The sequence below is a fragment of the Bacteroides neonati genome (genome assembly GCF_000499785.1).
Taxonomy (GTDB): Bacteria; Bacteroidota; Bacteroidia; order Bacteroidales; family Bacteroidaceae; genus Bacteroides; species Bacteroides neonati.
Genome location: NZ_HG726025.1, coordinates 33,471 through 60,138 on the forward strand (window position 1 = coordinate 33,471; position 26,668 = coordinate 60,138).

27 protein-coding genes and 1 pseudogene are annotated in these 26,668 nt (G+C 41.3%); 24 read left to right on the forward strand and 4 right to left on the reverse strand.

Annotated features, from left to right (window positions below):
* The first annotated feature begins 9 nt into the window (after window positions 1-9).
* The 10 genes and pseudogenes from TY03_RS16370 (at window position 10) to TY03_RS16415 (ending at window position 10,808) form a co-directional block, all read left to right on the forward strand.
* Window positions 10-3,135 carry an efflux RND transporter permease subunit gene (locus TY03_RS16370; RefSeq protein WP_042371935.1) on the forward strand — a complete coding sequence of 1,042 codons (3,126 nt, stop codon included), beginning with the start codon at window positions 10-12 and terminating at the stop codon, window positions 3,133-3,135.
* On the forward strand, window positions 3,132-4,310 hold the full coding sequence (locus TY03_RS16375; RefSeq protein ID WP_042371939.1) for a TolC family protein: 1,179 nt from the start codon (window positions 3,132-3,134) through the stop codon (window positions 4,308-4,310). Before TY03_RS16370 ends, TY03_RS16375 begins: the two co-directional genes overlap by 4 nt.
* Window positions 4,311-4,623: 313 nt before the next feature.
* Window positions 4,624-5,004 (forward strand): hypothetical protein, encoded by a 381-nt coding sequence (locus TY03_RS22555; RefSeq protein WP_148335692.1) that lies wholly within the window; start codon window positions 4,624-4,626, stop codon window positions 5,002-5,004.
* A gap of 381 nt (window positions 5,005-5,385) precedes the next feature.
* On the forward strand, window positions 5,386-6,525 hold the full coding sequence (locus TY03_RS16390; RefSeq protein ID WP_042371942.1) for an IS701 family transposase: 1,140 nt from the start codon (window positions 5,386-5,388) through the stop codon (window positions 6,523-6,525).
* Between the two features lie 101 nt (window positions 6,526-6,626).
* Window positions 6,627-6,858: pseudogene (locus tag TY03_RS22940) on the forward strand (hypothetical protein); the annotation flags it as partial.
* A gap of 162 nt (window positions 6,859-7,020) precedes the next feature.
* The gene (locus tag TY03_RS16395) at window positions 7,021-7,455 is read left to right on the forward strand and encodes a Fur family transcriptional regulator (RefSeq protein ID WP_042371943.1); all 435 of its coding nucleotides are present in this window, start codon (window positions 7,021-7,023) and stop codon (window positions 7,453-7,455) included.
* Between the two features lie 47 nt (window positions 7,456-7,502).
* Entirely contained in the window at window positions 7,503-8,165 is a 663-nt protein-coding gene (locus TY03_RS16400; protein WP_042371944.1) for a hypothetical protein, read from the forward strand.
* 44 nt (window positions 8,166-8,209) lie between these two features.
* Window positions 8,210-10,162, forward strand: coding sequence for a heavy metal translocating P-type ATPase (locus tag TY03_RS16405; RefSeq protein ID WP_042371946.1), 1,953 nt, complete (start codon window positions 8,210-8,212; stop codon window positions 10,160-10,162).
* A gap of 30 nt (window positions 10,163-10,192) precedes the next feature.
* Window positions 10,193-10,435, forward strand: a complete 243-nt coding sequence (locus TY03_RS16410) for a hypothetical protein (protein ID WP_042371947.1) — start codon at window positions 10,193-10,195, stop codon at window positions 10,433-10,435.
* A gap of 22 nt (window positions 10,436-10,457) precedes the next feature.
* Window positions 10,458-10,808 (forward strand): RteC domain-containing protein, encoded by a 351-nt coding sequence (locus tag TY03_RS16415; protein WP_148335693.1) that lies wholly within the window; start codon window positions 10,458-10,460, stop codon window positions 10,806-10,808.
* 47 nt (window positions 10,809-10,855) lie between these two features.
* Here the strand turns inward: TY03_RS16415 and TY03_RS16420 are convergent, their stop codons facing one another.
* Genes TY03_RS16420 through mobA form a run of 4 tightly spaced genes read right to left on the reverse strand, consistent with a single transcriptional unit; the run spans window position 10,856 to window position 15,026 of the window.
* Window positions 10,856-11,302 carry a hypothetical protein gene (locus TY03_RS16420; RefSeq protein WP_042371949.1) on the reverse strand — a complete coding sequence of 149 codons (447 nt, stop codon included), beginning with the start codon at window positions 11,300-11,302 and terminating at the stop codon, window positions 10,856-10,858.
* 52 nt (window positions 11,303-11,354) lie between these two features.
* Window positions 11,355-13,373 carry a conjugal transfer protein MobC gene (gene mobC, locus TY03_RS16425; protein ID WP_042371950.1) on the reverse strand — a complete coding sequence of 673 codons (2,019 nt, stop codon included), beginning with the start codon at window positions 13,371-13,373 and terminating at the stop codon, window positions 11,355-11,357.
* A 19-nt stretch (window positions 13,374-13,392) separates the two neighbouring features.
* Window positions 13,393-14,628 carry a conjugal transfer protein MobB gene (gene mobB / locus TY03_RS16430; protein WP_042371952.1) on the reverse strand — a complete coding sequence of 412 codons (1,236 nt, stop codon included), beginning with the start codon at window positions 14,626-14,628 and terminating at the stop codon, window positions 13,393-13,395.
* The gene (gene mobA, locus TY03_RS16435) at window positions 14,613-15,026 is read right to left on the reverse strand and encodes a conjugal transfer protein MobA (RefSeq protein WP_042372262.1); all 414 of its coding nucleotides are present in this window, start codon (window positions 15,024-15,026) and stop codon (window positions 14,613-14,615) included. Before mobA ends, mobB begins: the two co-directional genes overlap by 16 nt.
* A 763-nt stretch (window positions 15,027-15,789) precedes the next feature.
* On the opposite strand from mobA, the gene TY03_RS16440 reads away from it, so the two are divergent.
* The 14 genes from TY03_RS16440 (at window position 15,790) to traM (ending at window position 26,647) form a co-directional block, all read left to right on the forward strand.
* Complete coding sequence (locus TY03_RS16440; RefSeq protein ID WP_042371954.1) at window positions 15,790-16,566, forward strand: ParA family protein; 777 nt, start codon at window positions 15,790-15,792, stop codon at window positions 16,564-16,566.
* The gene (locus TY03_RS16445; RefSeq protein WP_042371955.1) at window positions 16,556-16,966 is read left to right on the forward strand and encodes a DUF3408 domain-containing protein; all 411 of its coding nucleotides are present in this window, start codon (window positions 16,556-16,558) and stop codon (window positions 16,964-16,966) included. The genes TY03_RS16440 and TY03_RS16445 overlap by 11 nt, the downstream gene beginning before the upstream one ends.
* A gap of 2 nt (window positions 16,967-16,968) precedes the next feature.
* Window positions 16,969-17,622, forward strand: coding sequence for a hypothetical protein (locus TY03_RS16450; protein ID WP_042371956.1), 654 nt, complete (start codon window positions 16,969-16,971; stop codon window positions 17,620-17,622).
* A gap of 6 nt (window positions 17,623-17,628) precedes the next feature.
* Window positions 17,629-18,387, forward strand: a complete 759-nt coding sequence (locus TY03_RS16455) for a ParA family protein (RefSeq protein WP_042371957.1) — start codon at window positions 17,629-17,631, stop codon at window positions 18,385-18,387.
* Window positions 18,372-19,076, forward strand: a complete 705-nt coding sequence (locus TY03_RS16460; RefSeq protein ID WP_042371958.1) for a hypothetical protein — start codon at window positions 18,372-18,374, stop codon at window positions 19,074-19,076. Before TY03_RS16455 ends, TY03_RS16460 begins: the two co-directional genes overlap by 16 nt.
* A 122-nt stretch (window positions 19,077-19,198) precedes the next feature.
* Window positions 19,199-19,498 (forward strand): DUF4134 domain-containing protein, encoded by a 300-nt coding sequence (locus TY03_RS16465; protein ID WP_042371960.1) that lies wholly within the window; start codon window positions 19,199-19,201, stop codon window positions 19,496-19,498.
* A gap of 9 nt (window positions 19,499-19,507) precedes the next feature.
* Window positions 19,508-19,828, forward strand: coding sequence for a DUF4133 domain-containing protein (locus TY03_RS16470; protein ID WP_042371962.1), 321 nt, complete (start codon window positions 19,508-19,510; stop codon window positions 19,826-19,828).
* Entirely contained in the window at window positions 19,825-22,329 is a 2,505-nt protein-coding gene (locus TY03_RS16475) for a TraG family conjugative transposon ATPase (protein WP_042371964.1), read from the forward strand. Before TY03_RS16470 ends, TY03_RS16475 begins: the two co-directional genes overlap by 4 nt.
* Before the next feature lie 11 nt (window positions 22,330-22,340).
* Window positions 22,341-22,706, forward strand: coding sequence for a DUF3876 domain-containing protein (locus tag TY03_RS16480; protein ID WP_042371967.1), 366 nt, complete (start codon window positions 22,341-22,343; stop codon window positions 22,704-22,706).
* 24 nt (window positions 22,707-22,730) lie between these two features.
* A complete protein-coding gene (locus TY03_RS16485) occupies window positions 22,731-23,360 on the forward strand; it encodes a DUF4141 domain-containing protein (RefSeq protein ID WP_042371969.1) in 630 nt (209 codons plus the stop codon).
* A gap of 3 nt (window positions 23,361-23,363) precedes the next feature.
* Window positions 23,364-24,389 carry a conjugative transposon protein TraJ gene (gene traJ, locus TY03_RS16490; protein WP_042371971.1) on the forward strand — a complete coding sequence of 342 codons (1,026 nt, stop codon included), beginning with the start codon at window positions 23,364-23,366 and terminating at the stop codon, window positions 24,387-24,389.
* 41 nt (window positions 24,390-24,430) lie between these two features.
* Window positions 24,431-25,054 (forward strand): conjugative transposon protein TraK, encoded by a 624-nt coding sequence (gene traK, locus TY03_RS16495; protein ID WP_042371974.1) that lies wholly within the window; start codon window positions 24,431-24,433, stop codon window positions 25,052-25,054.
* Entirely contained in the window at window positions 25,051-25,326 is a 276-nt protein-coding gene (locus TY03_RS16500; protein ID WP_042371975.1) for a TraL conjugative transposon family protein, read from the forward strand. Before traK ends, TY03_RS16500 begins: the two co-directional genes overlap by 4 nt.
* Window positions 25,307-26,647 (forward strand): conjugative transposon protein TraM, encoded by a 1,341-nt coding sequence (gene traM, locus TY03_RS16505; protein WP_042371977.1) that lies wholly within the window; start codon window positions 25,307-25,309, stop codon window positions 26,645-26,647. Before TY03_RS16500 ends, traM begins: the two co-directional genes overlap by 20 nt.
* Window positions 26,648-26,668: the final 21 nt, after the last annotated feature.

The following is a 26,668-nucleotide window of genomic DNA, read 5'->3' on the forward strand; positions in this document are numbered from 1 at the left end:
ACTTGAATCATGTTAAATAAAATAATAAAATTTTCTCTCAATAATCGTCTTGTTGTCCTTGTGTCAGCGGTGTTATTGATGATGGCGGGTGTTTATACCGCTACAAATATGGAAGTCGATGTTTTTCCCGACTTGAATGCTCCGACGGTCGTGATAATGACCGAAGCTAAGGGCATGGCTCCCGAAGAGGTTGAACGCCTTGTTTCGTTTCCTGTGGAGACAGCAGTTAACGGTGCAACGGATGTTCGTAGAGTCCGTTCCTCTTCTACTACCGGATTTTCTATTGTGTGGGTAGAATTTAATTGGGGAACAGATATTTATCGTGCTCGACAGATTGTATCTGAAAAGTTAGCCGTAGTAAAGGATGCTTTGCCATCCAATGTTGGAAATCCAACATTAGGACCACAATCGTCAATTCTTGGGGAGCTAATGTTTGTCTCTCTTACAGCTGACTCGACTTCGTTGCAAGAACTCCGAACAATTGCAGATTGGACTATTCGTCCTCGTGTTTTGGCTACTGGAGGTGTGGCTCAGGTCACAGTTATTGGTGGAGAAATTAAAGAATACCAAATACTTCTGAATCCTGAGAAGATGAAGCACTATGGCATTGGACTAAATGAAGTCTATAGTGTAGTGCAAAATATGAATCAGAATGTAGCTGGTGGTATATTATATGAATTTGGTAATGAATTTATCATAAGAGGTGTTCTTTCGACAAATAAAGTAGAAGCACTTGCTAAAGCTGCGATAAAAACGGTTGATGATGTTCCTGTTTTACTCGAAAATATTGCAGACGTGAAGATTGGCAACCGTACTCCTAAAATGGGCTTAGCTTCTTATCGTACTGAACCTGCTGTTTTGATAACTATCACTAAACAGCCGAACACAAGTACATTGGAACTTACCGAAAAAATGGATCAGACCCTTGCCGAACTACAGAAAACTCTTCCTGCCGATGTAAAGATGTCAACTGATATTTATAGACAGGCAAGATTTATTGAAAGTTCTATCGACAATGTACAAAAATCGCTCTATGAAGGTGGTATATTTGTTGTAATTGTTCTGTTTATCTTCCTAATGAATGTTCGTACTACAGTTATATCACTAGTGACTATCCCTCTGGCTTTGGTGACTTCAATCCTTGCTCTGGAATTTATGGGGCTGACTATTAATACGATGAGCTTAGGGGGTATGGCTATTGCTATTGGCTCTCTTGTGGATGATGCGATTGTGGATGTAGAAAATGTCTTTAAACGACTGCGAGAGAATAGGAATAAGCCTGAAAGTGAACGAAAAACGGTAATGACTGTTGTTTTTGAGGCTTCGAAAGAAGTTCGTATGCCTATTTTGAACTCAACTCTGATTATTATTGCCAGCTTTGTGCCCCTCTTCTTCCTTTCAGGTATGGAAGGACGTATGCTTGCACCGCTTGGAATTGCTTTTATTGTTGCTTTGTGTGCTTCTACTGTTGTAGCTCTAACTCTTACTCCTGTCTTGTGCAGCTATCTGTTGGGTAATCGTAAGAATGAAAACAAGTTGGAAAAGGAACCGTTTGTTGCTCGAAAACTGAAAGAGGTTTATTCAAAGGCTTTATCTTGGACGCTACACCACAAAACAGTGGTATTGTCAGTTACAGGAGCAATGCTAATAGGTTCAATTGTAATATTCTTTAGTTTAGGACGTAGCTTTTTACCTCCGTTCAATGAAGGATCGTTTACAGTAAGTGTCAATACATTACCTGGAATTTCGCTTGAAGAATCTGATAAGATGGGTGGTATGGTTGAAAAGGCTTTACTTACAATCCCTGAGATTCAGACCGTAGGTCGAAAGACTGGACGTGCTGAATTAGATGAGCACGCATTGGGTGTGAATGTGTCGGAGATAGAGGCTCCTTTCACTCTTGGAGAACGCTCGAAAGATGAGGTTCTGATGGAGGTGCGTGAGAAAATGAAAGCTATTCCAGGTATAAGTGTGGAGGTTGGTGCGCCCATCACTCATCGTATTGATGCAATGCTGTCGGGGACAAGAGCAAATATTGCCATAAAATTATTTGGAACAGATCTTAACAAGATGTTCTCTATTGGCAACCAGATTAAAGGTGAAATACAAGGTATTGAAGGTATTGCCGACTTAAATGTAGAACAACAAGTAGAACGTCCTCAATTGAAAATAGAGCCCAAACGTGAAGTGTTGGCTAAATATGGTATTTCATTACCGGAATTTGCTGAAATTGTTAAGGTCATGCTTGCGGGGGAAGTTGTGTCACAAGTATATGAAGGAAATAAATCTTTTGACCTAACTTTAAAGGTGAACAATGAGAGTCGTGAGACAACAGAAAGAATTAAAAATCTGATTGTTGATGCAAAGGGACGCAAAGTGCCTCTAAGCAATATCGCTGAAATTACCTCATCAGTTGGACCGAATACAATAAATCGAGAGAACGTAGCACGTAAGATTGTGATTTCAGCCAATGTCGCTGGTCGTGACCTTTTGGGTGTAGTGAATGATATCCAAAGGATTGTCGATGAAAAGATTGAACTGCCGGAAGGGTATCATATCGAGTATGGTGGACAATTTGAGAGTGAACAGGCTGCGTCACGCACGCTGCTTATAACGTCAATATTCTCGATTCTTGTTATCTTTTTATTATTGTTCAATCAGTTCCGTAGCGTAACCCAGTCGATTGTTATTTTGCTTAATCTCCCATTGGCGCTTATTGGAGGCGTATTTGTTATATGGTTTACGGGAGGCGTAATCAGTATACCTGTCATCATTGGGTTTATCTCACTTTTTGGTATTGCCACACGTAATGGAATGTTGCTTATCTCTCGTTACAATGACCTACAAAGTGAAGGATTGTCCGCTTTTGAAAGTGTAATATACGGTTCAACAGACCGTCTGAATCCTATTCTTATGACAGCACTAACTTCTGGATTAGCACTTATTCCGCTGGCAATAGGCGGAGATTTGCCCGGTAACGAAATCCAAAGCCCTATGGCTATGGTCATATTAGGCGGGCTTTTCACTTCGACACTACTTAACGGATTTATCATTCCGATTATGTATCTTATGACAAGTAAACGGATTGTCGAAGAGGTTATTAATGATGACGAAATAAAAGAATTACAATCATGAAAAAGTTAATAGTAAGTATAATGGTAATTGTAGCAACAAGTTCACTTTTTGCTCAAAACAATATAAATGATGTATTGAATGCCATTGAGCAGAACAATACAACGCTCAAGGCACTACGTGAAACGTCTGATGCGAAGAAGCTAGAGAATCGAACAGGTATATTTTTGTCTAATCCAGAGATAGGTTTTAACTATCTCTGGGGTAACCCATCTTCCGTCGGTAATCGTCAAGATATAAGTATCAAACAGAACTTTGACATTCCAACCATATCAGGATTAAAAAGCAAAGTTGCAAATCAAAAAAATGAGTTAGTGGAGTGGCAATACAAAGCTGACAGGATGAATGTTTTACTGGAAGCCAAATTGTACTGTCTGGATCTAATTTACTACAATGCGTTACTTAAAGAACTTGCAGTACGCTTAAATTATGCAGAAACAATTGCAGCAGGACAAAAAGAACGATTAGATAGAGGCGAGGGCAATGTCTTGGAATATAACAATGTCCAATTAAATTTATCGTCCATCAAAGGAGAAGTTTCACGTGTTAGAACCGAACGTAATGCGATTGTTGCTCAGTTGAGCAGACTCAATGGGGGTGTAGAATTGGCATTAGGTGATTCTGGATATGAGCAAATAAAACTGCCTATCAACTTCAATGATTGGTTTGCTGTTGCTGAAGAAAAAAACCCTGTGTTATCTTATGTAAAGCAAGAAATTGAATTAAGCAAGAAACAGGTTTCGTTGAGTAAGTCAATGGGACTTCCTACATTCTCAGCTGGATATATGAGCGAAAATGTAGTAGGGCAACGCTATCAGGGTGTTTCCGTTGGTATCTCTATTCCATTGTGGGAAAACAAGAATCGAATTAAACAGTCTAAAGCCACAGTTAGAGCTGCAGAGTCACGACAAGTAGATACAAAACAGCAATTCTACAGTCAGCTTGAAATTTTATATCAACGAACGTTGGGACTGCAAGAAACGGCAACAACCTATCGTGTTTCTTTGTCAAATGCTAATAACAGCCAACTGCTCCAGAAGGCTCTTGATGCAGGACAAATCTCTATTTTGGACTACATTATTGAGATGGGATTGTATTACAATACCATTAATCAAACTTTAGAGGCAGAACGAGATTACCAAAAGGCATTTGCAGAATTATCAGCAGTAGAGTTATAATGAAACGTAGAGATAGAAGAGTCTTGAGTAAGAAAAAAAATGACATCTTAAAAATGACAAAAAAGCCGCCTCGCTTTATTGTAATAATAAGTATTACAATTGGATTGATTGCAGGTTTTGTCTTTTGGTATTTTTTATCAAGGTGTGGAGAGTCAGGATGCACTCTTTCATATTACATTCTTTTTATAGAAATGGTTTGTTCTACCGCCTTTTTTTTAGCTCTTCCATATATAATGTATGCTGATAATGAGTAGAATTGATGTTTTATACAGAAAACTTGACTTACATACAATAAACAAATAAAAATAGAAAAATGAAAATTATAGTAAATGTTTTATTCGTCGTTGCAATAGCATTATTTGCTGTTTCCTGTAATAAAAACGATGTGACTTCATTGGAAAAGGCTAAATCCGATGTGGAATTAAGAGCTCAACAGCTTGGTTTTGAAAATGTTCTGGTGTATCAAACGAAAGTGTCGGAGTTGTGTGTAGCCGGAGATCACTCAAATTGTGATATTTTGAATGATGACACACACCAACCTTGTGCCTATGCGGAACATTCAGGAACTAAGCATGATGGAGCTCATCATAATGGAACAAATCATGGCAAACATGATGGTTCAGGGCATACGCATGGATCTCACAGTAATGAGGGTTGCACAGGTGATAATCAAAATAACAGTCACCATAAATAATTATTTTCAGATAAAATATATGGGAAGGGGTATTATCTCCTTCCCATATACAATAATTTAAACAAAAAAAGATGAGCTTAAAATTTGAATCTAATTCTACTTTACCATAATAAAAAGAGCTTGTTCTTATTGTTTATTAGTATCTTTAAATATTACTAATCAGAGTTTTGTTCATATTTACAATGATGCAGAAACGAACAAGAAAAAATATATTTCTTCTTTATCAATTAGTCCACTATCCATCATTGAAGAGCTCAACACGCTGATACATAGCGTGCATTTCAATCTATTTCACGTATGCAGAAAAGCTGTACACAGGTTGCCATTGAGTATCTTTCCGGGCTTATCAAGTGTGAAAAAGGACATAAAAACATGGAATAAATGATTAAAAATATACACAATTCAGATTACGAACGTTATATTCACTTCTTATCTGTTGGCTCTTGGAGTTATAGCAATGTTAACAACGCAACTCTCAAGGATGCTGATCAGTCTTTACGCACTCAAAAAAAGATTAGCGGTAAACCGACCGGTTTAATTCTTGATGAAACTTCTCATTTGAAGAAAGATAATAAGTCAGTAGGAGTTAAACAACAGTATGCTGGTGTGAGTGGTAAGGTTGATAATTATCAAGTTTCCGTTCATACTTCTTTGAGCAATGATAGTTTTTGCGCATTGGTTGACACCTCTCTTTTTTTGCCTCAAGAATGGGCGCAGAATTCGCAACGCTGCAAAGCAGCGGGTATTCCCACTACGAATCAGAAATATCAAACAAAACCCGAATTAGCTTTAGCACTTGTTAAAAACGCAATCGCTCAGGGTGTCGATTTTGGTTTTGTAGGCGGCGGCTTGTACGGTCACAATGCAGAATTAGCCAGAGCACTTGATCAACTTCCGGGTATATTGTACGTGCTTGACGCACATAAGGATGAGCTTGTTTTCTTAGAGGAACCGAGCTTTAGTATCCCACCTGAAAAAGGTTCTAAAGGAAGAACCCCTATGGTAAGGCAGCCAAATATCACTCCCATTCTGCTTCAAGAGTATGTTAGTAGCTTATCCGACAACAATTTCACCGTAGAGAAGGTTCTTAAAATAGCCGAAGAGTGGAAACAGATGCAAGTGCATACCGTAACAATTTGGCACTGGGATGGGAAAGAAGAAAAAGCGCAGAAAAGAACCTTGATAACAACTCGGGGGGAGAAGCTAAAATTCTCTTTCAGCAACGAGACAAGAGAGACTTACTCCAATAAGGAGTGGGCATACTTTCAATGTAGCAGATATTGGGTGGAGAGATGTTTTGATGATTGCAAAAACGAACTGGGTATGTCAGGGTATCAAGTCACAGGCTGGCTGACTTGGCAACGCCATATGACACTAGTGATGATGGCAAGCTTATATATGCTGAGAATGAAAATTAAAGCACGGGGTCAACTACCGATTTTAAGCGTAAGAGATGCAAGACTATTAATGATAGCAACCCTCTTTGGAACTAGGGTGTTCAATTGGATGTACCCCTATTAACTCAAGTAAGCCAACATTTTGAGTTTCAGCGCCTATGTCATTATAGAACTTGATGATTTCTTCTTCAGTCCTTTCCCAATCGTTAGTCAAAATGCAGCGGTATGTGTACTCTCCTTGAAATAGATTTTGGTGTGAATTCTATCAAGTTTTACAATAGCTTCATTTCAGATGAAGTATGTTATCAGTACCCGTCTTCCATAAAATGGGAGGATGATACTTTACTTATGCAAGAAATGCGGCAATCCCCATTATTGCACAGGAAGATTGCCTTATTCCAGACGTTGCAGCAGGTGTAAATATGATGAAAGCCCAACCTCTGATACGATGTTCGATTTTTGTCGACATATGCACAAGAACCTTTATTGATTGTTGGGCAGCACTAATATAAGTGGATCTTGTGATATAGCCAAATCTTGAGGATGTTATTCATCCTCAAGTGTTTGGATTAAATAAAAAAAACAGTTACGGATTTAAAGTAAAACTAAGACCAATAAAATGGAAACAAATAGATATTCTGAGCGATTAGAAAAACATGGCATCAATCCAACAGCCATAAGAATATTGGTACTCAAATCAATATCTGGTAAAAAGGAAATTTTCAGCCTATTGGATTTGGAAGCTGAATTGGAGACTATTGATAAATCCACATTATTTAGAACCTTGGTGTTATTTCAACAGAACAAAGTAGTTCATAGTATTGATGATGGTTCAGGTTCTCTAAAATACTCAGTTTGTGATGAAGAGTGTGATTGTACTCGTGAATGGCTGCATGTGCATTTTTATTGTACTAAATGTAAACGGGCTTATTGTTTGAGAGATATTCCTATACCTTCTGTTGATTTACCTGCGGAATATGTCACAGACAGTATAAACTATGTAATTAAAGGTCAATGTCCTGGGTGCTCTAACTTTGCAAACAAGTTGCAATGAATATGTCATACCTTTGCTCAAAATAATTAATATCTAAATATTGAATCATGAGAAAAGGTGTGTCCTTAGTGAAATTGAGTACGGTAGTTGTTATGCTATTCATCTCAAATAAAAGTTTTGCACAAGAATGTGGTCCGAATTGTCCAGCATGTTCTGGTGGAGCGAGTGGTAGTCTTATCTCACAGAATAATTTGGTAATTTCAGCATTAGGAATGCCAACTTCTGATGATGAGTATGCTGTTGTTAATGTTCGATATGGTATTTTTAAATGGTTGGATGCAGGTGTTGGTTACGGTTTCAAAGCAAAAAAACCGATATGGAGTTTACGTGTTCAGCCTTTAGCTGAGAAAGCGGGCAAATGGCATCCGGGTATAATCGTAGGAACAGGGAGTGTGCGTACGGGAGGGACTGACCAATCCGTTTACGCAATGGCAACCAAGACCTTTGAAATTAGCGAAAAATTTGCATTGCAAGGTTATGTGGGGGCAGCCTCCATATTTAAAGATTTCAATAAGCCTTTTTTCCTATCCGGAGCATCAGCCATTCTATTTGAAAAGTTCACAGTCTTTGGTTCTTATGATGGAAAGAATTTTCATGAAGGATTCTCATGGATAACAACAGACAATTTGACTCTTTCTGCCTTATTGATAGAAACTCGTTATCCTGCTTTATCTGTCAGTTACAGATTCGATTTGGGCAAAAGAAAATAAAAGAGCATATCAATAGTAATATATAGTTTAATAAATAATTAGTTATGAGTAATTGTAATAATTGTAGCTGTGGCACAAGTATCACAAATAAAAACAAAGAAAACTCAACGAAGAAATCATATTTTCGTGCGGGAATATCCTTTACCTTACTGATGTCGGGTATTGCTTTTTCCATGTTCGATATAATCTTCTTTGAAAATCAATGGGTGCGACTTGCATGGTATCTTTTAGCTTACATTCCTGTCGGCATTCCTGTTATATTAGAAGCATGGAAGAGTATGCTCAAAAAGGATGTATTTAGTGAATATACTCTAATGAGCATTGCAACTGTCGGAGCATTCGTTATTGGTGAATACCCTGAAGGAGTTGCCGTAATGTTATTCTATGCGGTCGGTGAGCTTTTTCAAGACAGCGCCGTAAATCGTGCCAAAAGAAATATCAGCGCATTACTTGATGTCCGCCCCGAAACGGCAACAGTAGTAAAAGGTGATTTACTAGAAACAGTTTCCCCCGAAGATGTAAACATTGACGATGTTGTGGAAGTAAAAGTCGGCGGCAGAGTTCCACTTGACGGTGTTTTACAAAACGAATTAGCCTCCTTCAATACCGCTGCACTCACAGGAGAGAGTGTGCCCCGAACAATTCGCAAAGGTGAAGAAGTTCTAGCTGGAATGATTGCTACCGACAACGTTTCAAGAATTGTTGTCACCAAACCTTTTGGACAAAGTGCTTTAGCTCGTATTCTTGACCTTGTGCAAAATGCTACAGAGAAAAAAGCTCCTGCCGAACAGTTTATCCGGAAATTTGCTCGCGTTTACACGCCGATAGTAGTAGGATTGGCTGCATTAATCATCCTCCTACCGTGGCTCTATTCATTTATTTCTCCTGAATTTGTATTTACATTTAACGATTGGGTATATCGTGCTTTAGTATTCTTGGTTATATCGTGTCCTTGTGCATTGGTAATAAGTATTCCTCTCGGATACTTCGGAGGTATAGGAGCCGCTTCACGACACGGGATTTTATTTAAAGGAAGTAACTACTTGGAAGCCATAACGAAAGTAAATACAGTTGTTATGGATAAAACGGGAACATTGACACAAGGAATTTTCAATGTTCAAAAGATTTCTACTATCGGTGATATTACAGAAAATGAACTACTGAAAATTGTGGCATCAGTTGAAACCCAAAGTACACATCCTATTGCAAAGGCTGTTGTAGAATATGCAAATCAGCAAAAAGTAAATCTTGATAAAACTAAGAATGTAATAGAGATTGCAGGTCACGGTTTGGAAGCTACTGTTGCTTCAAAGAAAGTATTAGTAGGAAATACAAAACTCCTAACTAAAAATCAAATCGAGTTTCCGGCAGAAATCGCATCAATTCCCGAAACGATAGTTGTTTGTGCCGTTAATGGTGCTTATGCAGGATACATCCTTGTTGCAGATGCCCCAAAAGAAGATGCGAAAAAAGCTGTGGATTCACTCAAAGAGTTAGGCGTAAAAAACATTGTCATGTTGTCTGGTGACAAGCAGGCAATCGTATCGAAATTGGCTTCGGAGCTTAACATTACACAGGCTTTCGGCGACTTACTACCTGAAGGGAAAGTAGAACATGTCGAAAAGCTCAAAATCGATCCAACCAATAATATAGCCTTTGTTGGTGATGGTATTAATGATGCACCTGTATTGGCAATGAGTGATGTAGGTATAGCAATGGGAGGATTGGGCAGTGATGTTGCTATTGAAACAGCCGATGTAATATTGCAAACTGATCAACCAAGCCGTATTGCCACAGCTATTAAAATCGGACAATTTACGCGTCGTATTGTTATACAAAACATAAGTTTAGCTTTTGGAGTGAAATTAATAGTGTTAATATTAGGTGCTGGAGGTATTGCGACCCTATGGGAAGCCGTTTTTGCAGATGTGGGAGTCGCTTTAGTTGCCATTTTTAATGCAACAAGAATACTGAATAAGAAGGATTTATTGACATAATCACATTATTATCAATTTAAAATTTTGAAAATGGAGACATTAACAAAAACATTATTCTTTCAACTGGTATCAGGTAGTGCTAAAAACGGAGACTTACAAGTTTCGTATCGTGATTTCACATTCAAGGTTTTTGAATTGTGTAACGATACGGAGATAGACTACAGCAAACTATATTTTACACTCAATCATACTCACATCGAATTGACCTCCTTGCAAGAGCGAGCGATTAGCAACGGGGCGGGGGGAAAATGTGGAAATACTATTCCATCTTAATAAAGCTATACTATTCATTCATATGGCTATAACCTATGTGAGCGGTAGCCATAAGGCGGAAAGCTATATACGTAAAAAACCGACAATGACTGCTAAAATCAGGAAATGGACGGCTAATATAGTTGACATTGTTGAAATCATTTACGCCCTTGATACCTATAAATGCGTAGATGATGGTGATGATACGCTGGAGGGGCTGTCGGACTACATTGGTTACTTCTTGGGTGCAGACATCAAAGACTGTTCCAACAGTTATGTTTGCATGAAAAAGAGAAAAGGAAATAGCCGTACATACTTCCTTGATGAACTAAGTCGCCGCCTGAATGAACGGATGGATAGAGAGGATGAGAAATCACTACAGCATTCAAAGTGAAAAAAATGGGCGGCACACCTTTGGGTAGCCGTCCATTTTTTAATCCTTTATTTACGTATTGCTCTTATTAGTTTAAATATCGTCCAACCGATTGTAAATGGTGCAGTAAAGAAACCGACAAAAGCATATAAGAAGAGTTTGAAAAGATAGTATATCATCCACATCACTCCTGTTCCTACTAACATTTTCCATCGAATAATGTTATTCACAAATACATAGCCCGACAGTATCGCCATAATAATATACCCACTTAGAATATATGTATCAGGCGAACCCTTAGATGCCATAAAATTCAGTCTGTAACCGACAATAAACAGAACGATATATAATACAAGACGATAGGTATTGTTGATTATATCCGCTTTCTTCCGCTGGTTGTAACAAGGAGTACAGAGAATCAGTTTATATGTATTAGCACAATCGGGGCATAGCCCTTTTGAGCAATCGGCACATTGTGCAACAGCAGCTACTGTAGGATGATTTATACAATTCATAAAAACGACGATTATTCTACAAAGATACAACATACACCGCACATTTTCAGTATTATAAGAAGCTATTTCTTTTTTCAAGTAAGTGTGCCAATTCCGGGTCGGCAGCGATGCGGATGAGTTCCCGCTCTACGATACCCTTTACATCGGACTTGATACGGTCGTAGTTCTCTTTGATACATTGCCCCATCGTGTCGTTGCCCTCGTCATCTTTGAAATCATGGAAGATGGGAATGGGTTGATACTTGGCTGCTTCGGCAGTTACACGGGTATTGTCTACCACTATCTCGGCATGGAAAATCTTCTGCTCAATGCGCTCATCGAAGTTGTCGGAGACGGAGCCGACAAACATACCTTGCGTGAGGGTCGATATTTTACTCTGTGGTATCAGGCTATCCATCTGGGTAGAGATTGAGGTGGATTTATCTTGACGATTGATAGTCATGGACTGGCGTTGTTGCAGCACCTTGCCGAAACGCTCGGAGAGGGTTTTGGCGGTGTCTCCTACTACTTGTCCGCTAAAGATGTTACCCACGGTATTCATCACCACCTTCGCCTCCTTATCGCCATAGTCACGGATAAGTTGAGAGAAATCCTGAAAGCCAAGACAGACGGCAACTTTATTGCTTCGGGCGGTGGCTATCAGGTTATCCAATCCTTTGAAGTAGATAGTTGGCAACTCATCAATAATAACAGAGCTTTTGAGCTGTCCCTTCTTATTGATGAGTTTCACGATACGACTGTTATACAATCCAAGGGCTGCCCCATAGATGTTTTGGCGGTCGGGATTGTTCCCGACACACAAAATCTTTGGTTCTGCCGGATTGTTGATGTCAAGGGTAAACTCATCGCCTGTCATCACCCAATAGAGTTGCGGGCTTATCATTCGAGATAGCGGTATTTTTGCCGATGCGATTTGCCCCATTAACTGGTCAGCAGCACCGCCGAGCCACGCATCCATAAAGGGAGAGAGGTAGTTTTCGAGGTCGGGATAAGAGGTGAGGATAGGAAAAATATCCTCGTACCGTTTATTCAGAAACTCAATAGCGTGCGGAAAGGTGCAATACTTACCGTTGTCATGAATGCGCAAGTACCAGATTATGGCGGCGAACAAAATTATTGGAGACTCCACGAAAAAATCGCCCTGCTTCTGTACCCACGTGCGATTAAGGTTTAACATGATGGTATAGGCACTCTCGTAAGCATCGGAAATATCTGTCATAAAATCGGGGTGGATGGGATTACAACGATGACTACGGCGTGGGTCATCGAAGTTAATTACATAGAACTTCGGAGGTACTTTATATTGCTCGTTATTGTCCTGTAAATGATTATAGGCAATAACCGATAGGTCAGGATATTTGAAGTCGTAAATATATTGAGAAAAGCCCTTTTCAATTTGCTGCTTTATGAAATTATTAACCACAGCATAGGATTTACCTGAACCGGGCGTACCCAACACGATGGTCGCACGAAACGGATTAACAACGTTAATCCATCCCTTCCACATCTTTTTCTTATACCAGAAACGAGTAGGTAAATTGATGGAATACTCATTCTCCATTAATTTTGTCTCCTGCATAAAACTTTCGTTCTCACAGTTAAATACGTCGTCCATCATGCTATTTTTGAGCAATCGGCTCATATATAGTCCTGCCATTAGCAAACAGATATAGCCCACCGCCATCGTAAAGATATAGAGTGCGGCGTTCGCTACCATCGGTAGTGGCAGAGCCAATACCCACCAATTAAGAAAGAAAAAGACGAAGCCAACACCTAAATAAGTGTTGATTTTTCGCCAAGTTATCTTTTCTTCTTTTACCCCTTTTGTACCCAAACAGGAGAGTGCCAGCAGTAGCACACAAAATAGTTTAGTGTAGATAATAGAACCGAACAGCCCCGCCGTTCGGTCAAAGTTCATCAAGATTTTATCTACTACACCGATGTTTATACCCCATAGTTGCATTGCTTCATAGCAATACCAATAGATATTCATCACGACAAATATTATACTCACGGCACGCAGAAAATCCATTATTTTCGCCAGTGCTCTCAAATCATCTTCTTGTTGCATTTCTTTGTTTTTTAAGTTTTTAAATTCCTCTTGTTTTTCTCTTCTTGCGTTGCATTCTACGGCGAAACGCCTCTTCTTCGGGATCTGTTCCGTGGCTTTCGATCGGCATATCTAAGACTGATCCGATAAGTGAATCGCCCTCTTGTTCATAGTTATCTCGCTCAAATGTAGGTGTAACGGCTTCATGCGACTGTACCTGTGTGGTGACAGGATGAGGATTGGTAAACATCTCCTGAAAAGTGTTTGCCGAAAACTCCTTGCCCAACCGTGAACCGTTGAATACGCAGCCACAATTATGATCTACGAACGTCACACCATAGATACGCCCCGTTTCATTTTGGCGGAACAGCACATCAATCCCTTTTTGTGATAGCTCCTTTTCCAATCCGGCACGGTCTGGGTGCTTACTTATTGCCGCCAGTATTGTCTGTTTGGTTTGCCCCCCTAACCGCTTATCCTTTATTTCCGTCTTGGATTGTTCTATCCGTTTTTGCAGGGCTTCATTACCTGCAACCTTCCCAAAAAGTGAAGATTTAAACGAATTACCCACCTTATTACCCTTGTCGTCGGTTGCCGAATAGACGATACCGTTGTATGGTTTCCCTTTGACTTCACCCTTTACCTCTTCCATACCTATATTATATAGGGAGAGCAAAGAGCGGTACTCGTTGAAACTTTGAAATTTATAAAACTTCATCAGTGGTACGATGACCGATGCTACCTGCTTTTTGATATTTCCCTCATCGGGGTTCACTTTACGATAGCGATACCCTTCGGTCTGTTTCTGCTTCTCAGCAGGTAGCAGTCCGTACTTTTGTTCCAACGCTCGTGTGATTTTCTTGCTGTTAAAGAAGTTATTGCTGTCGCTAATCTTCTTACCCTGTTCATCTACACCCAACGTAACAATATGGATGTGGTGACGTGAGATGTCCTCGTGCTTGTAAACCACGTAAGGTTGGTTTCCATACCCCATTTTTTCGAGATACTCGGCAGCGATAACGGCAAGTTGTTCATCGGACAGTCTATCGTCGGGATGAGGGTTGAGCGAGATATGAACAATGGGCTTGCGTGTCTGGATGTGGGCAGGCATCCGGCTCTCAAAATCTCTCATGCAGGCGTGCATGTCTACTGTGCCATCGGCGTTGGTAAGTACTTTATTTGTTCCTAATACCTTGCCTTCACCCTCATCTACCTTCTCTTGGTTGTATGCCAGCGCTCCAAAAAGAGAACTTCCGAAACTTATTTTTGCAACCATTTCTCTCTAAATTCATTGGTTAAGAACACGATTTCTTTGACTATACAACCCAGTTCCTTCGTCTCTTTTTCGAGTTTAAAGAGCATGGCAAGAGCCTTTTTCTCCGTAAAATTGGACTTCAATTCCTTTACTACTTGGTTGTAGTTCACCCCAATGGAACGAAATTGCCCGAACAATTCAGATAGCTTTTGGTAGTAATCAAGTAGCGTGCTATCTACTTTTACTACCCTGAAGCTCTCGTTAAAGACTCGTGCTCGGATAAAAGCGGACTTAGAATATAGCCCCGATAGCTCGAACATCGTGAGAAATTGAGCGTGCTCAGTGGCGGTAAAATTGACTGAATAACGAAATTCGGTCTTCTCTTGTGAGAATTTTAGCTTCCGTTTTTTTTGATTCATATTACTTATGGATTTTAGTGGTGTCGCTGACGAACCACCATTCGAGTAAAGTGCAACTTTCATTAAAGAAAAACCGACTTCGGAGGTTTTTCCGCCCTCTGCAAGAGCAAGGGTTTCATGCTGCATCGGCTCCGCCGTGCTGCATGAGACATACCTTGCTCTTTGCTTTGAGCAAAGAAAATCCGTCTTGATAGACGGATATTGGAAATCTCGAAAGTAATGCTTCTCCGCATTGTGGGTATTGTGTGCCCAACAATCGAAAGTAGTACCATTTACTCGGAAATGATTGGTTTGTCAGCTTGGGTGCAAAATTACTATCTATTGATGGATAATTGATTAGGACAATCGGAGACAAATATATCCATAGCGGAGACAAATGTACGCAGTTAGCAAAAGCGTGGTGTTTGTTCTAAAAGATGCCTATATATTTGTTCCGTCGAAGATTCAAACGAAGGGTCAAACGAACAAAAGTATAGGTCGGCGAGGACACAAATGAGCGAGTATTCAGATATGCGAATGTATGAACGGACGAAGATGGAAACGAACGAAGATACGAATGGATAAATATAGAAATGGGCGAAGATATAGATGAACGAACGCAGGTTCAAACATGCGAAGGCATGAAAGAACGTAGGCATAAATGTATAAGAGGGCAAATATGCGACGGTATAAACAAGCGAAAGCTCAAATGTGCGAAAATAGAAATAGATGCAGGTGCATACCTGCGAAGAGATATATGTTTAACTAATTAAAAAATAAGAAGATGAAAAAGAAACCAGTATTTATCGCTTTCTCCACTCAGAAGGGTGGCGTAGGCAAAACAACCTTTACGGTCTTGGCGGCAAGTTATCTCCACTACCTGAAAGGGTACAACGTGGCGGTGGTGGATTGCGATTACCCACAGCACAGTATCAATATGATGCGTAATAGAGATATTACGCTGTTAGATACCAATGTTGCTCTACACGAGCTGGCTATGGCACAATTCTCTAAAATAGAAAAAGCCACCTATCCTATTTTATGTACTTCTCCAGAGAAGTGCATAAGTTCCGTTCAAAAATTAGTAGCAAAGAGCGATGTCGAGTTTGATTTTATCTTCTTCGACCTGCCGGGCAGCGTAAATAATCCCGCCGTATTGGAGACTCTTTCACAGATGAACTACATTTTCACCCCCATCGCTGCCGATAGAATATCATTGGAGAGTACCTTGTCTTTTGCCACAGTAGTAAAGACCTTGATTGTGAACGACCCCGAAACTTCATGTAATGGTATCTATCTTTTCTGGAATATGGTGGACGGTCGGGAGAAAACGAACCTATACGGTGCTTATGAAGCGATTATCAGAGATTTGGATATGCCTATTCTTAAAACGTTCGTCCCCAATACGACGAAGTACAAAAAAGAAGGAGCCGACGATGGAGCAATCCTATTTCGTTCCACGATTTTCCCCGCTTCCCGTGTATTGCTCAAAGGTAGCCGATTAGCAGAATTGATAGATGAGATTTTAACTACCGTAAAGATTGTCGATAATGGAGAGTAAAAAAGTAGATGCCTTGAAAATGCAGAAAATGATAGCAAAAGGTTTCCAATTGGACGATGACGAACCTATACCGGAAGAGAGCATCCCTCTGCCACAAGAGCGACCGCAGGAGGTGGATCACAAAAAAGAACCTCCCATAACAGTTGAGCGGGCGAAAAGAAAAACAGTGTCTAAAGGGGATTACGAAACGCTCTTCATTTTCAAGAACGACCTAAAAGAACGCAAAACCATCTATGTAGCTAAAGAGGTACAAGAAAAATTAGCAGAGATAGTTATGTCGATGAAGAAACAGGAGATAACCATAGGCATCTATGTAGAAAATATCATCCTGCACCATTTTGAGATGTACAAAGATGAGATAAACACTCTGTATGAAAGTAAAATCCAAAAACCATTGTAGCGATGAAGCAGATAATCACAATATTAGTCCTTGTTGGAATGGCATACGTCGGTAGTGTACACATCGTTCTCTTTATTAGTAAGTATTACCTTCGGATTGTAGCTTTCTATAAGGATATGAAAACCTTTTTTAGAAGCAGAAAAGAGGGTAATCGTATTATCGAGATAAAAATACGAGAGCCGACAAAATCGGCGACAAAACCAGAAGCCATTCCCGTCATCACTCCCGTGTCTGAACCTGTGAAGCAGGAGGCTATAACGACAGTTACTACGGATATGGGCAAAGAGCAAGGCGCTGAGACGGTGGCGGACACCACACCGGATAAAATCTCGAAAGAGGAAACATCGGATAATGAAGTACAGGGAGAGACTCTTTTTATTTCCCTCAATATTGAGGGAAAAGAGTATAACTCTTCCGATGAGGTCAGCGCCGAGGAGCTGGAAGTAATGGGTCGCACTTTGTCAAATACTGCGGCATCAATAACAGATGAGATAGCTACCGCAAAAACCCTCTACAAGCTGAAAGATACACCGTTTATGGATGAAATCAATGCCGTGGTAGGCAAACGGATAAAGGGCTTATTTGACAACATAGTGGAACAAGCCCCTAAAATAGCGAAGTCAGGAGATTATGATTATTCACGATATATTAAATAAAAAGCAATGCAAAAACCAATTTATATAACATTTGCCTCGCCCAAAGGGGGAGTTGGCAAAACAACCCTAACCACATTGATGGCGAGTTATCTGCACTATACAAAAGAATATAATGTAGCGGTGATAGATTGTTGCTATCCCGAATACGGCTTAGACTTCTTGCGTCGAAATGAGATAGAGAAGATAACTAAAGACAATTACTATAACCGTAAAGCCCAGAAGCAATTTACCGCCAAGAACAAGAAAGCCTATCCTGTCATCAATACAAGGGTGGAGACGGCTATCGAAGAGGCGGAAAAGCTACAAGGGGCTGATATTATTCTATTTGATATGCCGAACATTATGAGTGGTAAAGCAGTGTCACTCTTTGCGGAGATGGAGTGTATCGTATTTCCGCTTATGGGCGGAACGATGTATATTAATACTTTGCAATCTTTTGTCGAGGCGATTAATCAGCTCGTTATCACCACGGGAAAAGGAAAGATTAAGGCAATGTATCTGCTCCGAAACAGGGTCAATAATTGGGACGGGATTGAGTTTACAACAGCGTGTGAAGCCTTGGCTGCTGACACGGGAACGACTTTGCTAAACTCCACTTTATCGTATAGTTGCCACTACCAAAAAGACATATTCTGTTCCAAAAAGCAAGATATATGTGTCAGTACCCTATTCCCTTTTGACAAACAGTTGCCCTGCATTGAACAACTTCGGGGCTTTATGCAAGAGATGGAGCAAATAGTAGGCAAGTTATGTGGGAAATACTGATTGTCGCCTGTCTGTCCTACGGGATATGGCTTGTCGGTGATGCGGTGTATCGTAGACTTCGACCAAAGAAAAAAACGCTTCCTAAGAAACCAAAACGACACCTCTCTGGGGAACAATTATTAGGTAAGTGTCGCTATGAGGTAGGACAAAAGCAGACAAATGTATCCACTTATCCGAAAGCGGAACAAGCTATGGATAAAGAACATATATTTGCTCCCGATAAGAAAAACGAGTCACCCGAACCACTCCATTATGAGGAGTCGAACGAGGAGTTCTCAGGGTTGGAAATACCAGTTGTGTCATTGGAGTACGATCCAGAGACAGTGGAAAATGATAACTCTAATCTTGGGGAAGAGGCGGAGGAAATCATACCTGCTGCCGACGGGAAAGTGGAATTAGCGGTAGGCGATGGTGTTAATTGGGAGGCATGGGCAGAGGCGTTGAGTGTGATTAGTCGCACAGATGCTACCCCAGACCAGATAGCGAAAGCCGGAGAGCTACTGCATCAGTCCGAGGGCAACGACATCGTGGATAAGTTACGAAGTGAGCCGCAGCGATCACAGAGAGTTGATGAACTGATATGCTCCTACTTCGAGAGACGATCCAAGGCGAGGATAACGGAAGAGAACCCTTTCGCCGAAACCACAGGGGTGGCGGGTGACTTTGATATTAGAAACTACATAAATTAAAAAGATGAGAAAAATTGATTATGGATAGTGCGATGAGTGCCTCCACTAAAATCCAAAAGTAAAAACAGTATTAACCGCCGTGAGGATTATCCAACCTCACGGTACAAATCAGAAATCATTTTATGACTAAGAAACAGATTTTATTCTCGGCAGCCTGCATCTTGGCTGCATCCTCCGCAATGGCACAGGGAAACGGCATGGCGGGTATCTCCGAAGCCACCAATATGGTGACATCATATTTTGACCCTGCTACCAAACTTATTTATGCCATCGGAGCCGTCGTGGGTTTGATTGGTGGAGTTAAGGTGTATGGGAAGTTTTCTTCGGGCGACCCCGATACATCAAAGACCGCAGCCTCGTGGTTCGGTGCGTGTATCTTCCTGATTGTAGCCGCTACCATTCTCCGCTCATTCTTCTTATAATATAAGGTTATGGCAGAGTTTCCAATCAATAGAGGGATTGGAAAATCGGTTGAGTTCAAAGGGCTGAAAAGTCAATATTTGTTCATCTTCGTGGGTGGACTGCTGGCGACTTTCGTCCTTTTTGTAATCATGTACATGGTTGGTATCAACCAATGGGTATGTATTGGTTTCGGGGTGGTTGCCGCATCAGTTCTGGTGTGGCAGACCTTCGCTCTGAACGCCAAATATGGTGAACATGGGCTAATGAAAGTAGCCGCCACCAAGAGCCATCCCAAGTACATCATCAACCGCCGAAAATTCCCTCGACTAATCAAACGTAAGAAGATATGAGACAAACATTAAAAGCAACCACCTTAGAGAGTAAGTTTCCGCTACTCTCAGTGGAACACGATGTAATCGTGAGCAAGGATGCCGATATAACGGTAGGGTTTCGGGTAGAACTACCCGAACTCTACACCGTCACCTCGGCAGAGTATGAAGCCATTCATGGCTCATGGGTCAAGGCAGTAAAGGTGCTGCCGGATTATAGTATAGTGTACAAACAGGATTGGTATATAAAGGAGAGCTACACCCCGAAAATTGACGGAGATATGAGTTTTCTATCCCGTTCATTTGAACGTCATTTCAATGAACGCCCCTTTTTGAACCATATCTGTTATCTGTTCCTGACCAAAACCACCAAAGAGCGGAGTCGTACCCAAAGCAATTTTTCGACCCTTTGTCGTGGATTCATTATCCCCAAAGAAATTAAGGATAAGGAAGCGATAACAAAGTTTTTGGAGGCAGTCGGACAGTTTGAAAGCATTATGAATGATAGTGGTTTTGTGAAACTGCATCGCCTGACCACCGACGAAATCGTCGGGACGGACACGCAGGCAGGAGTTATCGAAAAACATTTCTCGTTGTCCCAAACCGACACCACTACGCTCGAAGATATAGCGATGAGTGCCGACGGAATGCGTATCGGGGATAACTATCTCTGTATGCACACCCTTTCGGATGTGGAGGATTTGCCCAGTACGGTGGCTACCGATATGCGATACGAAAAACTTTCGACCGATCGCAGCGACTGCCGCTTATCCTTTGCCTCACCTGTTGGGTTGATGCTATCATGTAACCACGTCTATAATCAATACTTATTTATAGATGACAGTGCGGCGAACCTACAAAACTTTGAGAAAGCCGCAAGGAATATGCACTCTCTATCGAGGTATAGCAGAAGCAACCAAATTAATAAAGAATGGATAGAACAGTATCTAAATGAGGCTCATAGCTATGGACTGACTTCTATCCGTGCCCATTGTAATGTGATGTCGTGGAGTGACGATAAAGAGGAACTCAAACACATCAAAAATGATGTGGGTAGCCAGTTGGCTCTTATGGAGTGTAAGCCCCGACACAATACGGTGGATGCACCAACATTATTCTGGGCAGCCATTCCCGGCAATGCTGCCGACTTTCCTGCGGAAGAGAGTTTTTACACCTTCATCGAACAAGCGTTGTGCTTTTTCACAGGAGAAACTAACTACAAAAACTCTCCTTCACCCTTTGGTATTAAGATGGTGGATAGGGTAAGCGGTAAGCCGCTGCACTTAGATATCTCCGATTTGCCAATGAAAAAGGGAATTATAACCAACCGAAACAAATTTGTTTTAGGACCAAGCGGCAGCGGAAAATCATTCTTTATGAACCACCTTGTACGCCAATATTACGAGCAGGGGACGCACGTGGTACTCATCGACACCGGAAATTCTTATCAAGGACTTTGTGAGATGATAAACCGAAAGACGCACGGGCAGGATGGTGTTTATTTCACCTACACCGAAGAGAAGCCTATCTCATTCAACCCATTCTATACGGACGACTACATCTTTGATGTAGAGAAAAAGGATAGTATCAAAACATTGCTGCTCACCCTATGGAAGAGTGAAGATGCCCAAATATCCAAGACAGAATCTGGCGAGCTGGGAAGTGCAGTAACGGCGTACATTGATAGAATAAAGGCAGACCGAACTATTACACCAAACTTCAATACTTTCTATGAATTTATGCGGGATGTCTATCGCAAAGATTTAGATCATAGGGATATAAAGGTAGATAAAGAAGATTTTAATATCGACAACTTTCTGACAACGCTCAGGCAGTATTATCGTGGTGGACGATTTGACTTTCTTTTGAACTCTAATAAGAACATCGACCTACTCTCTAAACGCTTCATAGTCTTTGAAATTGATGCGATTAAGGAAAATAAAGAGCTTTTCCCTGTGGTAACAATCATCATAATGGAAGCCTTTATCAACAAGCTACGACGACTGAAAGGTGTCAGAAAACAGCTTATCGTGGAGGAGGCTTGGAAAGCTCTTTCATCTGCTAATATGGCAGAGTATCTTCGCTATATGTACAAAACAGTTCGTAAATATTTCGGTGAAGCGATAGTTGTAACACAGGAGGTGGACGATATTATTTCAAGTCCCGTGGTTAAAGAAGCAATCATCAATAATTCTGATTGCAAAATTCTCCTCGACCAACGAAAGTACATGAACAAGTTCGATGCTATTCAAGCCCTATTGGGACTTACCGACAAAGAGCGAGCACAGATACTCTCCATCAATATGGCAAATAATCCGAGCCGACTATATAAAGAGGTGTGGATCGGACTGGGCGGAACACAGTCAGCCGTCTATGCCACAGAAGTTTCGGCGGAAGAGTACCTTGTGTACACCACTGAAGAACTTGAAAAGATGGAAGTTATGAACCTATCCGAAAAGCTCGGCGGAGATATTGAAACGGCGATAAAACAACTTGCAGACCAAAAACGAAGTAAAAAATAAAACCAATCAAAATGAATACAATTTCAAAAGAGCAACTATTACAGTTGGCGAAATGTACCCTTGCCATTACGACCATTTTCCTGACCGCTTGTGGTGATATAAAAGAGGTAGATATAGGTGAAATATGTGGTAACTGGGTCAGCACCACCGGAAAACCCGACGTACTAATTTTCAAAGAGGGCGATATTTTCAAACTTACCCTGTTCCGAAAAAAGAGCGTTACTCGAAAGATTAAGCCCGAAACATTTTTGATTGTACAAGAGAATGACAACCTGTTTATCAATACAGGGTTTCGGATTGATATAGCATATAATGAGGTTACCGATGTGCTGACCTTCTCACCAAATGGCGACTATACCAGAGCAAGCGAAAAGTAACAAACCACTAAAATCCATAGTAAAATGAAAGTAAAAACTCTTATGGTATGTATGAGCTTAATGCTCTGTACATACAGTGCGAAAGCCCAATGGGCGGTGATTGACCCAGCTAACTTGGCACAAGGGATTGTCAATGCTACAAAAAACATCGTGCAGACCTCATCGACTGCCAGTAATATGTTGTCGAATTTTAAGGAAACAGTAAAGGTGTATGAGCAAGGGAAAAAATATTACGATGCCCTGAAGTCGGTAAACAATTTGGTCAAAGATGCCCGTAAGGTTCAACAAACCATCTTGATGGTGGGCGAAATATCGGATGTCTACGTGATAAACTTCCAACGTATGATGCGGGATAAGAACTACACCGTTGAGGAATTGGGGGCAATCGCCTTTGGCTATACCAAACTTCTCGAAGAGAGTGCCGGACTGCTGACTGAACTCAAAGGAATCGTGAATATAAGTACCCTCTCGATGAGCGACAAGGAACGGATGGATATGATTAATGGTATCTATAATAACGTAAAGAGCTATCGCAGCTTAGTGGGTTACTACACCAATAAGAATATTGCCGTTAGCTATCTACGCTCAAAGAAGTCAGGCGATACCGCTCGAGTTATGGCTCTCTACGGCAATGCTAACGACAGATATTGGTAAGCCATGATATTAGCAGCCGTTGAATTTGAAAACCTACACCAGATTTTAAGAAATCTATATGTAGAGATGATGCCCCTCTGCTCGAATATGGCAGGGGTGGCTAAAGGGATAGCAGGACTCGGAGCATTGTTCTATGTGGCGATGCGTGTATGGCACTCACTGGCACAAGCCGAACCGATTGATGTCTACCCGATGCTCCGACCCTTTGCCATTGGCTTGTGTATTATGTTCTTTCCTACCATTGTGCTGGGAACGATTAACGGGGTTATGAGTCCTGTTGTTCAAGGGACGCACCAGATGCTGGAAACACAGACCTTTGATATGAATAAATATCAGCAACAGAAAGATAAGCTCGAACACGAGGCGATGATGCGTAACCCCGAAACGGCTTACTTAGTAAGTAATGAAGAGTTTGATAAGAAAATCGAAGAGTTGGGCTGGGGCGTGAAAGATATAGCCACGATGGGTGGGATGTATGTTGAGCGAAGCATGTACAATATGCAAAAGTCATTCAGGGATGGTTTTCGATACCTATTGGAACTTCTTTTTGCCGCTGCCGCCCTGCTCATCGACACGATACGTACATTCTTTTTAATCGTTTTGGCGATTCTCGGTCCCATCGCCTTTGCTATTTCGGTCTGGGATGGTTTTCAATCCACTATGACACAGTGGATAACGAGATACATAAGTGTCTACCTGTGGCTACCTGTATCGGATCTATTCAGTTCGGTGCTTGCCAAAATCCAAATTTTGATGCTCCAAAACGATATTAAGGAGATGGAGAGTAACCCCGCCTTCTCACCTGATGCCAGCAATAGTGTATTTCTGGTATTTATGATAATTGGTATCATTGGCTACTTTACCATCCCAACTGTTGCAGGGTGGATTATCCAAGCTGGAGGTGGTGGGAACTATGGTAAGAATGTAAACAATGCAGCGTCTTATGCGGGTGGAAAAGTCAGCGGAGCAGCAGGAGCGGCAACAGGTGCAGCAGCCGGAAACATAGGTGGTAGATTACTTGGTAAATAGTGGTGAACCACCGCAGGCAATTAATTTAATAAAAACAGAATATGGAATTTAAGTCATTAAAAAACATCGAGAGTAGTTTCAAACAGATCCGACTCTTCGCCATCATCTTCATTTGCTTGTGTGTAGGCATTGCAGGATACTCCATTTGGAGTTCCTACAATTTTGCCGAAGCACAAAGACAGAAGATTTATGTGCTGGACGGTGGTAAATCGTTAATGCTCGCCCTTTCGCAGGACTTGTCTCAAAACCGACCAGTCGAAGCAAGGGAACACATAAAACGGTTTCACGAGTTGTTCTTTACGCTCTCGCCCGACAAAAGTGCGATAGAAAATAACATCAAACGGGCATTGCAACTTGCTGACAAGAGTGCCTTTATCTACTACAACGACTTTTCGGAAAAGGGTTATTATAATCGTATTATTGCAGGAAATGTGAATCAATCTTTACAGGTAGATAGTATCTCGTGCGATTTTGACCACTATCCCTACAAGGCAATCACTTACGCCCGTCAGATGATAATCCGTGAAAGTAATATAACCGAGAGAAGTTTGATTACAAGGTGTAATCTACTCAATTCAGTGAGAAGTGATAATAATCCGCATGGCTTCACCATTGAAGCCTTTGAAATTGTGGAAAATAAGGATATTAAAGTAATGAAACGATGAGAAAGTATATCGTAAGAATACAGGATTGGGTGGATGACAATCTCCGCCGTCTGTGTGGTCGGATAACACCCGAAAAGCGGTTGGCTGTATTGCTGACAATGTTTCTTTTCTTTGGCATCACCTCTATCTACATCTTCGTGAGTGCGATTTACAATATCGGAAAAAACGAGGGACAGCAAATAGAAATCGAGCATATCCAGATGCTCGAACTGCAAAAAAAAGATAGTATTAATCAATTAAAATTTTACAATGATGGAAGAGAACAAAATTGAAATCAAGGCTCGAAATGAGCCTGAACCCAAGAAAGAAAAAACTGAAGAGCAGCGGCAACGAAATAAAAAACGAATTGTGCTACCGATTATCTTCATCCTTTTCGGTGTGGCAATGTGGCTTATTTTCAAGCCGTCAGCCAAAGATGAGCAAGAGAAAGAGCAACAGCAAGGTTACAACACAGATGTTCCATCGCCGACCAATAAGCAGATGGCGGACGACAAGAAGACCGCCTACGAGCAGGCTCAAATAGAGCAGAAGCAGGACGCACGCCAGCGACAGATGCAAGACCTCGCCTCAATGTTTGGAGATGAAACGGAGCCGGTAGTGCCGATTGATGAAGAACCGCAACGGAGTTACGGTGGTGGCGGAGGTAGTGAAAGACCTTACGAGACTATTAAAAGCTCCAATAACGCCTACAAGGACATCAATCGCACGTTGGGCAACTTCTACGAACAACCCAAAGTAGACCCCGAAAAGGAGGATATGCGTAAGGAGATAGAGGAGCTTCGGGAGATGGCGTACAACAAGCAGCAGACAGAGCAAGAGGTAGCCGTTGACCAGATGGCACTACTCGAAAAATCCTACCAGCTGGCAGCGAAGTATATGCCGCAGGGACAACCGCAAGGTTTGCCAATGGGCGGAGTGCAGCAGCCAACAGTAGAGGGCAAAGCACCGGAAACGGTCAAGAACGGAAAAGCATTGATTAATCCCGTGGGGCAGGTTACGACTTCGGTTGTAACCACCCTTTCACAGCCGATGAGTGATTCGACTTTCATCGCCGAATACTCGAAAGAGCGAAACATGGGATTTCATACGGCAGTCGGCACACCTAATAAAATGGATAAAAATACCATCAAGGCGTGTGTACACGATAATCAAACCATTATTGACGGGCAGAGTGTCCGACTTCGACTACTCGAACCGATGCGTGCCGGAGAGATGGTTATCCCACGCAACGCCCTTGTGACAGGCATGGGTAAAGTGCAAGGCGACAGGCTTGGCATTGACATTACCTCGTTGGAATATGCCGGAACGATAATACCTATAGAGCTGGCAGTTTACGATTCAGATGGGCAGGAGGGGATTTTTATTCCCGGCTCTATTGAGCTAAACGCCGTGAAAGAGGTTGCCGCCAATATGGGGGCATCACTCGGCACAAGCGTTTCGATAACCAATCAGGGTGCGGGTGACCAACTGCTGACTGAACTCGGAAAGGGAGCGATACAAGGGGCATCACAGTATATCTCCAAGAAGATGAAGGTAGTAAAAGTCCACCTCAAAGCAGGGTATAACATCCTATTGTATCAAGACAAAAATTAGTTCATAGTAATTCAATCAATT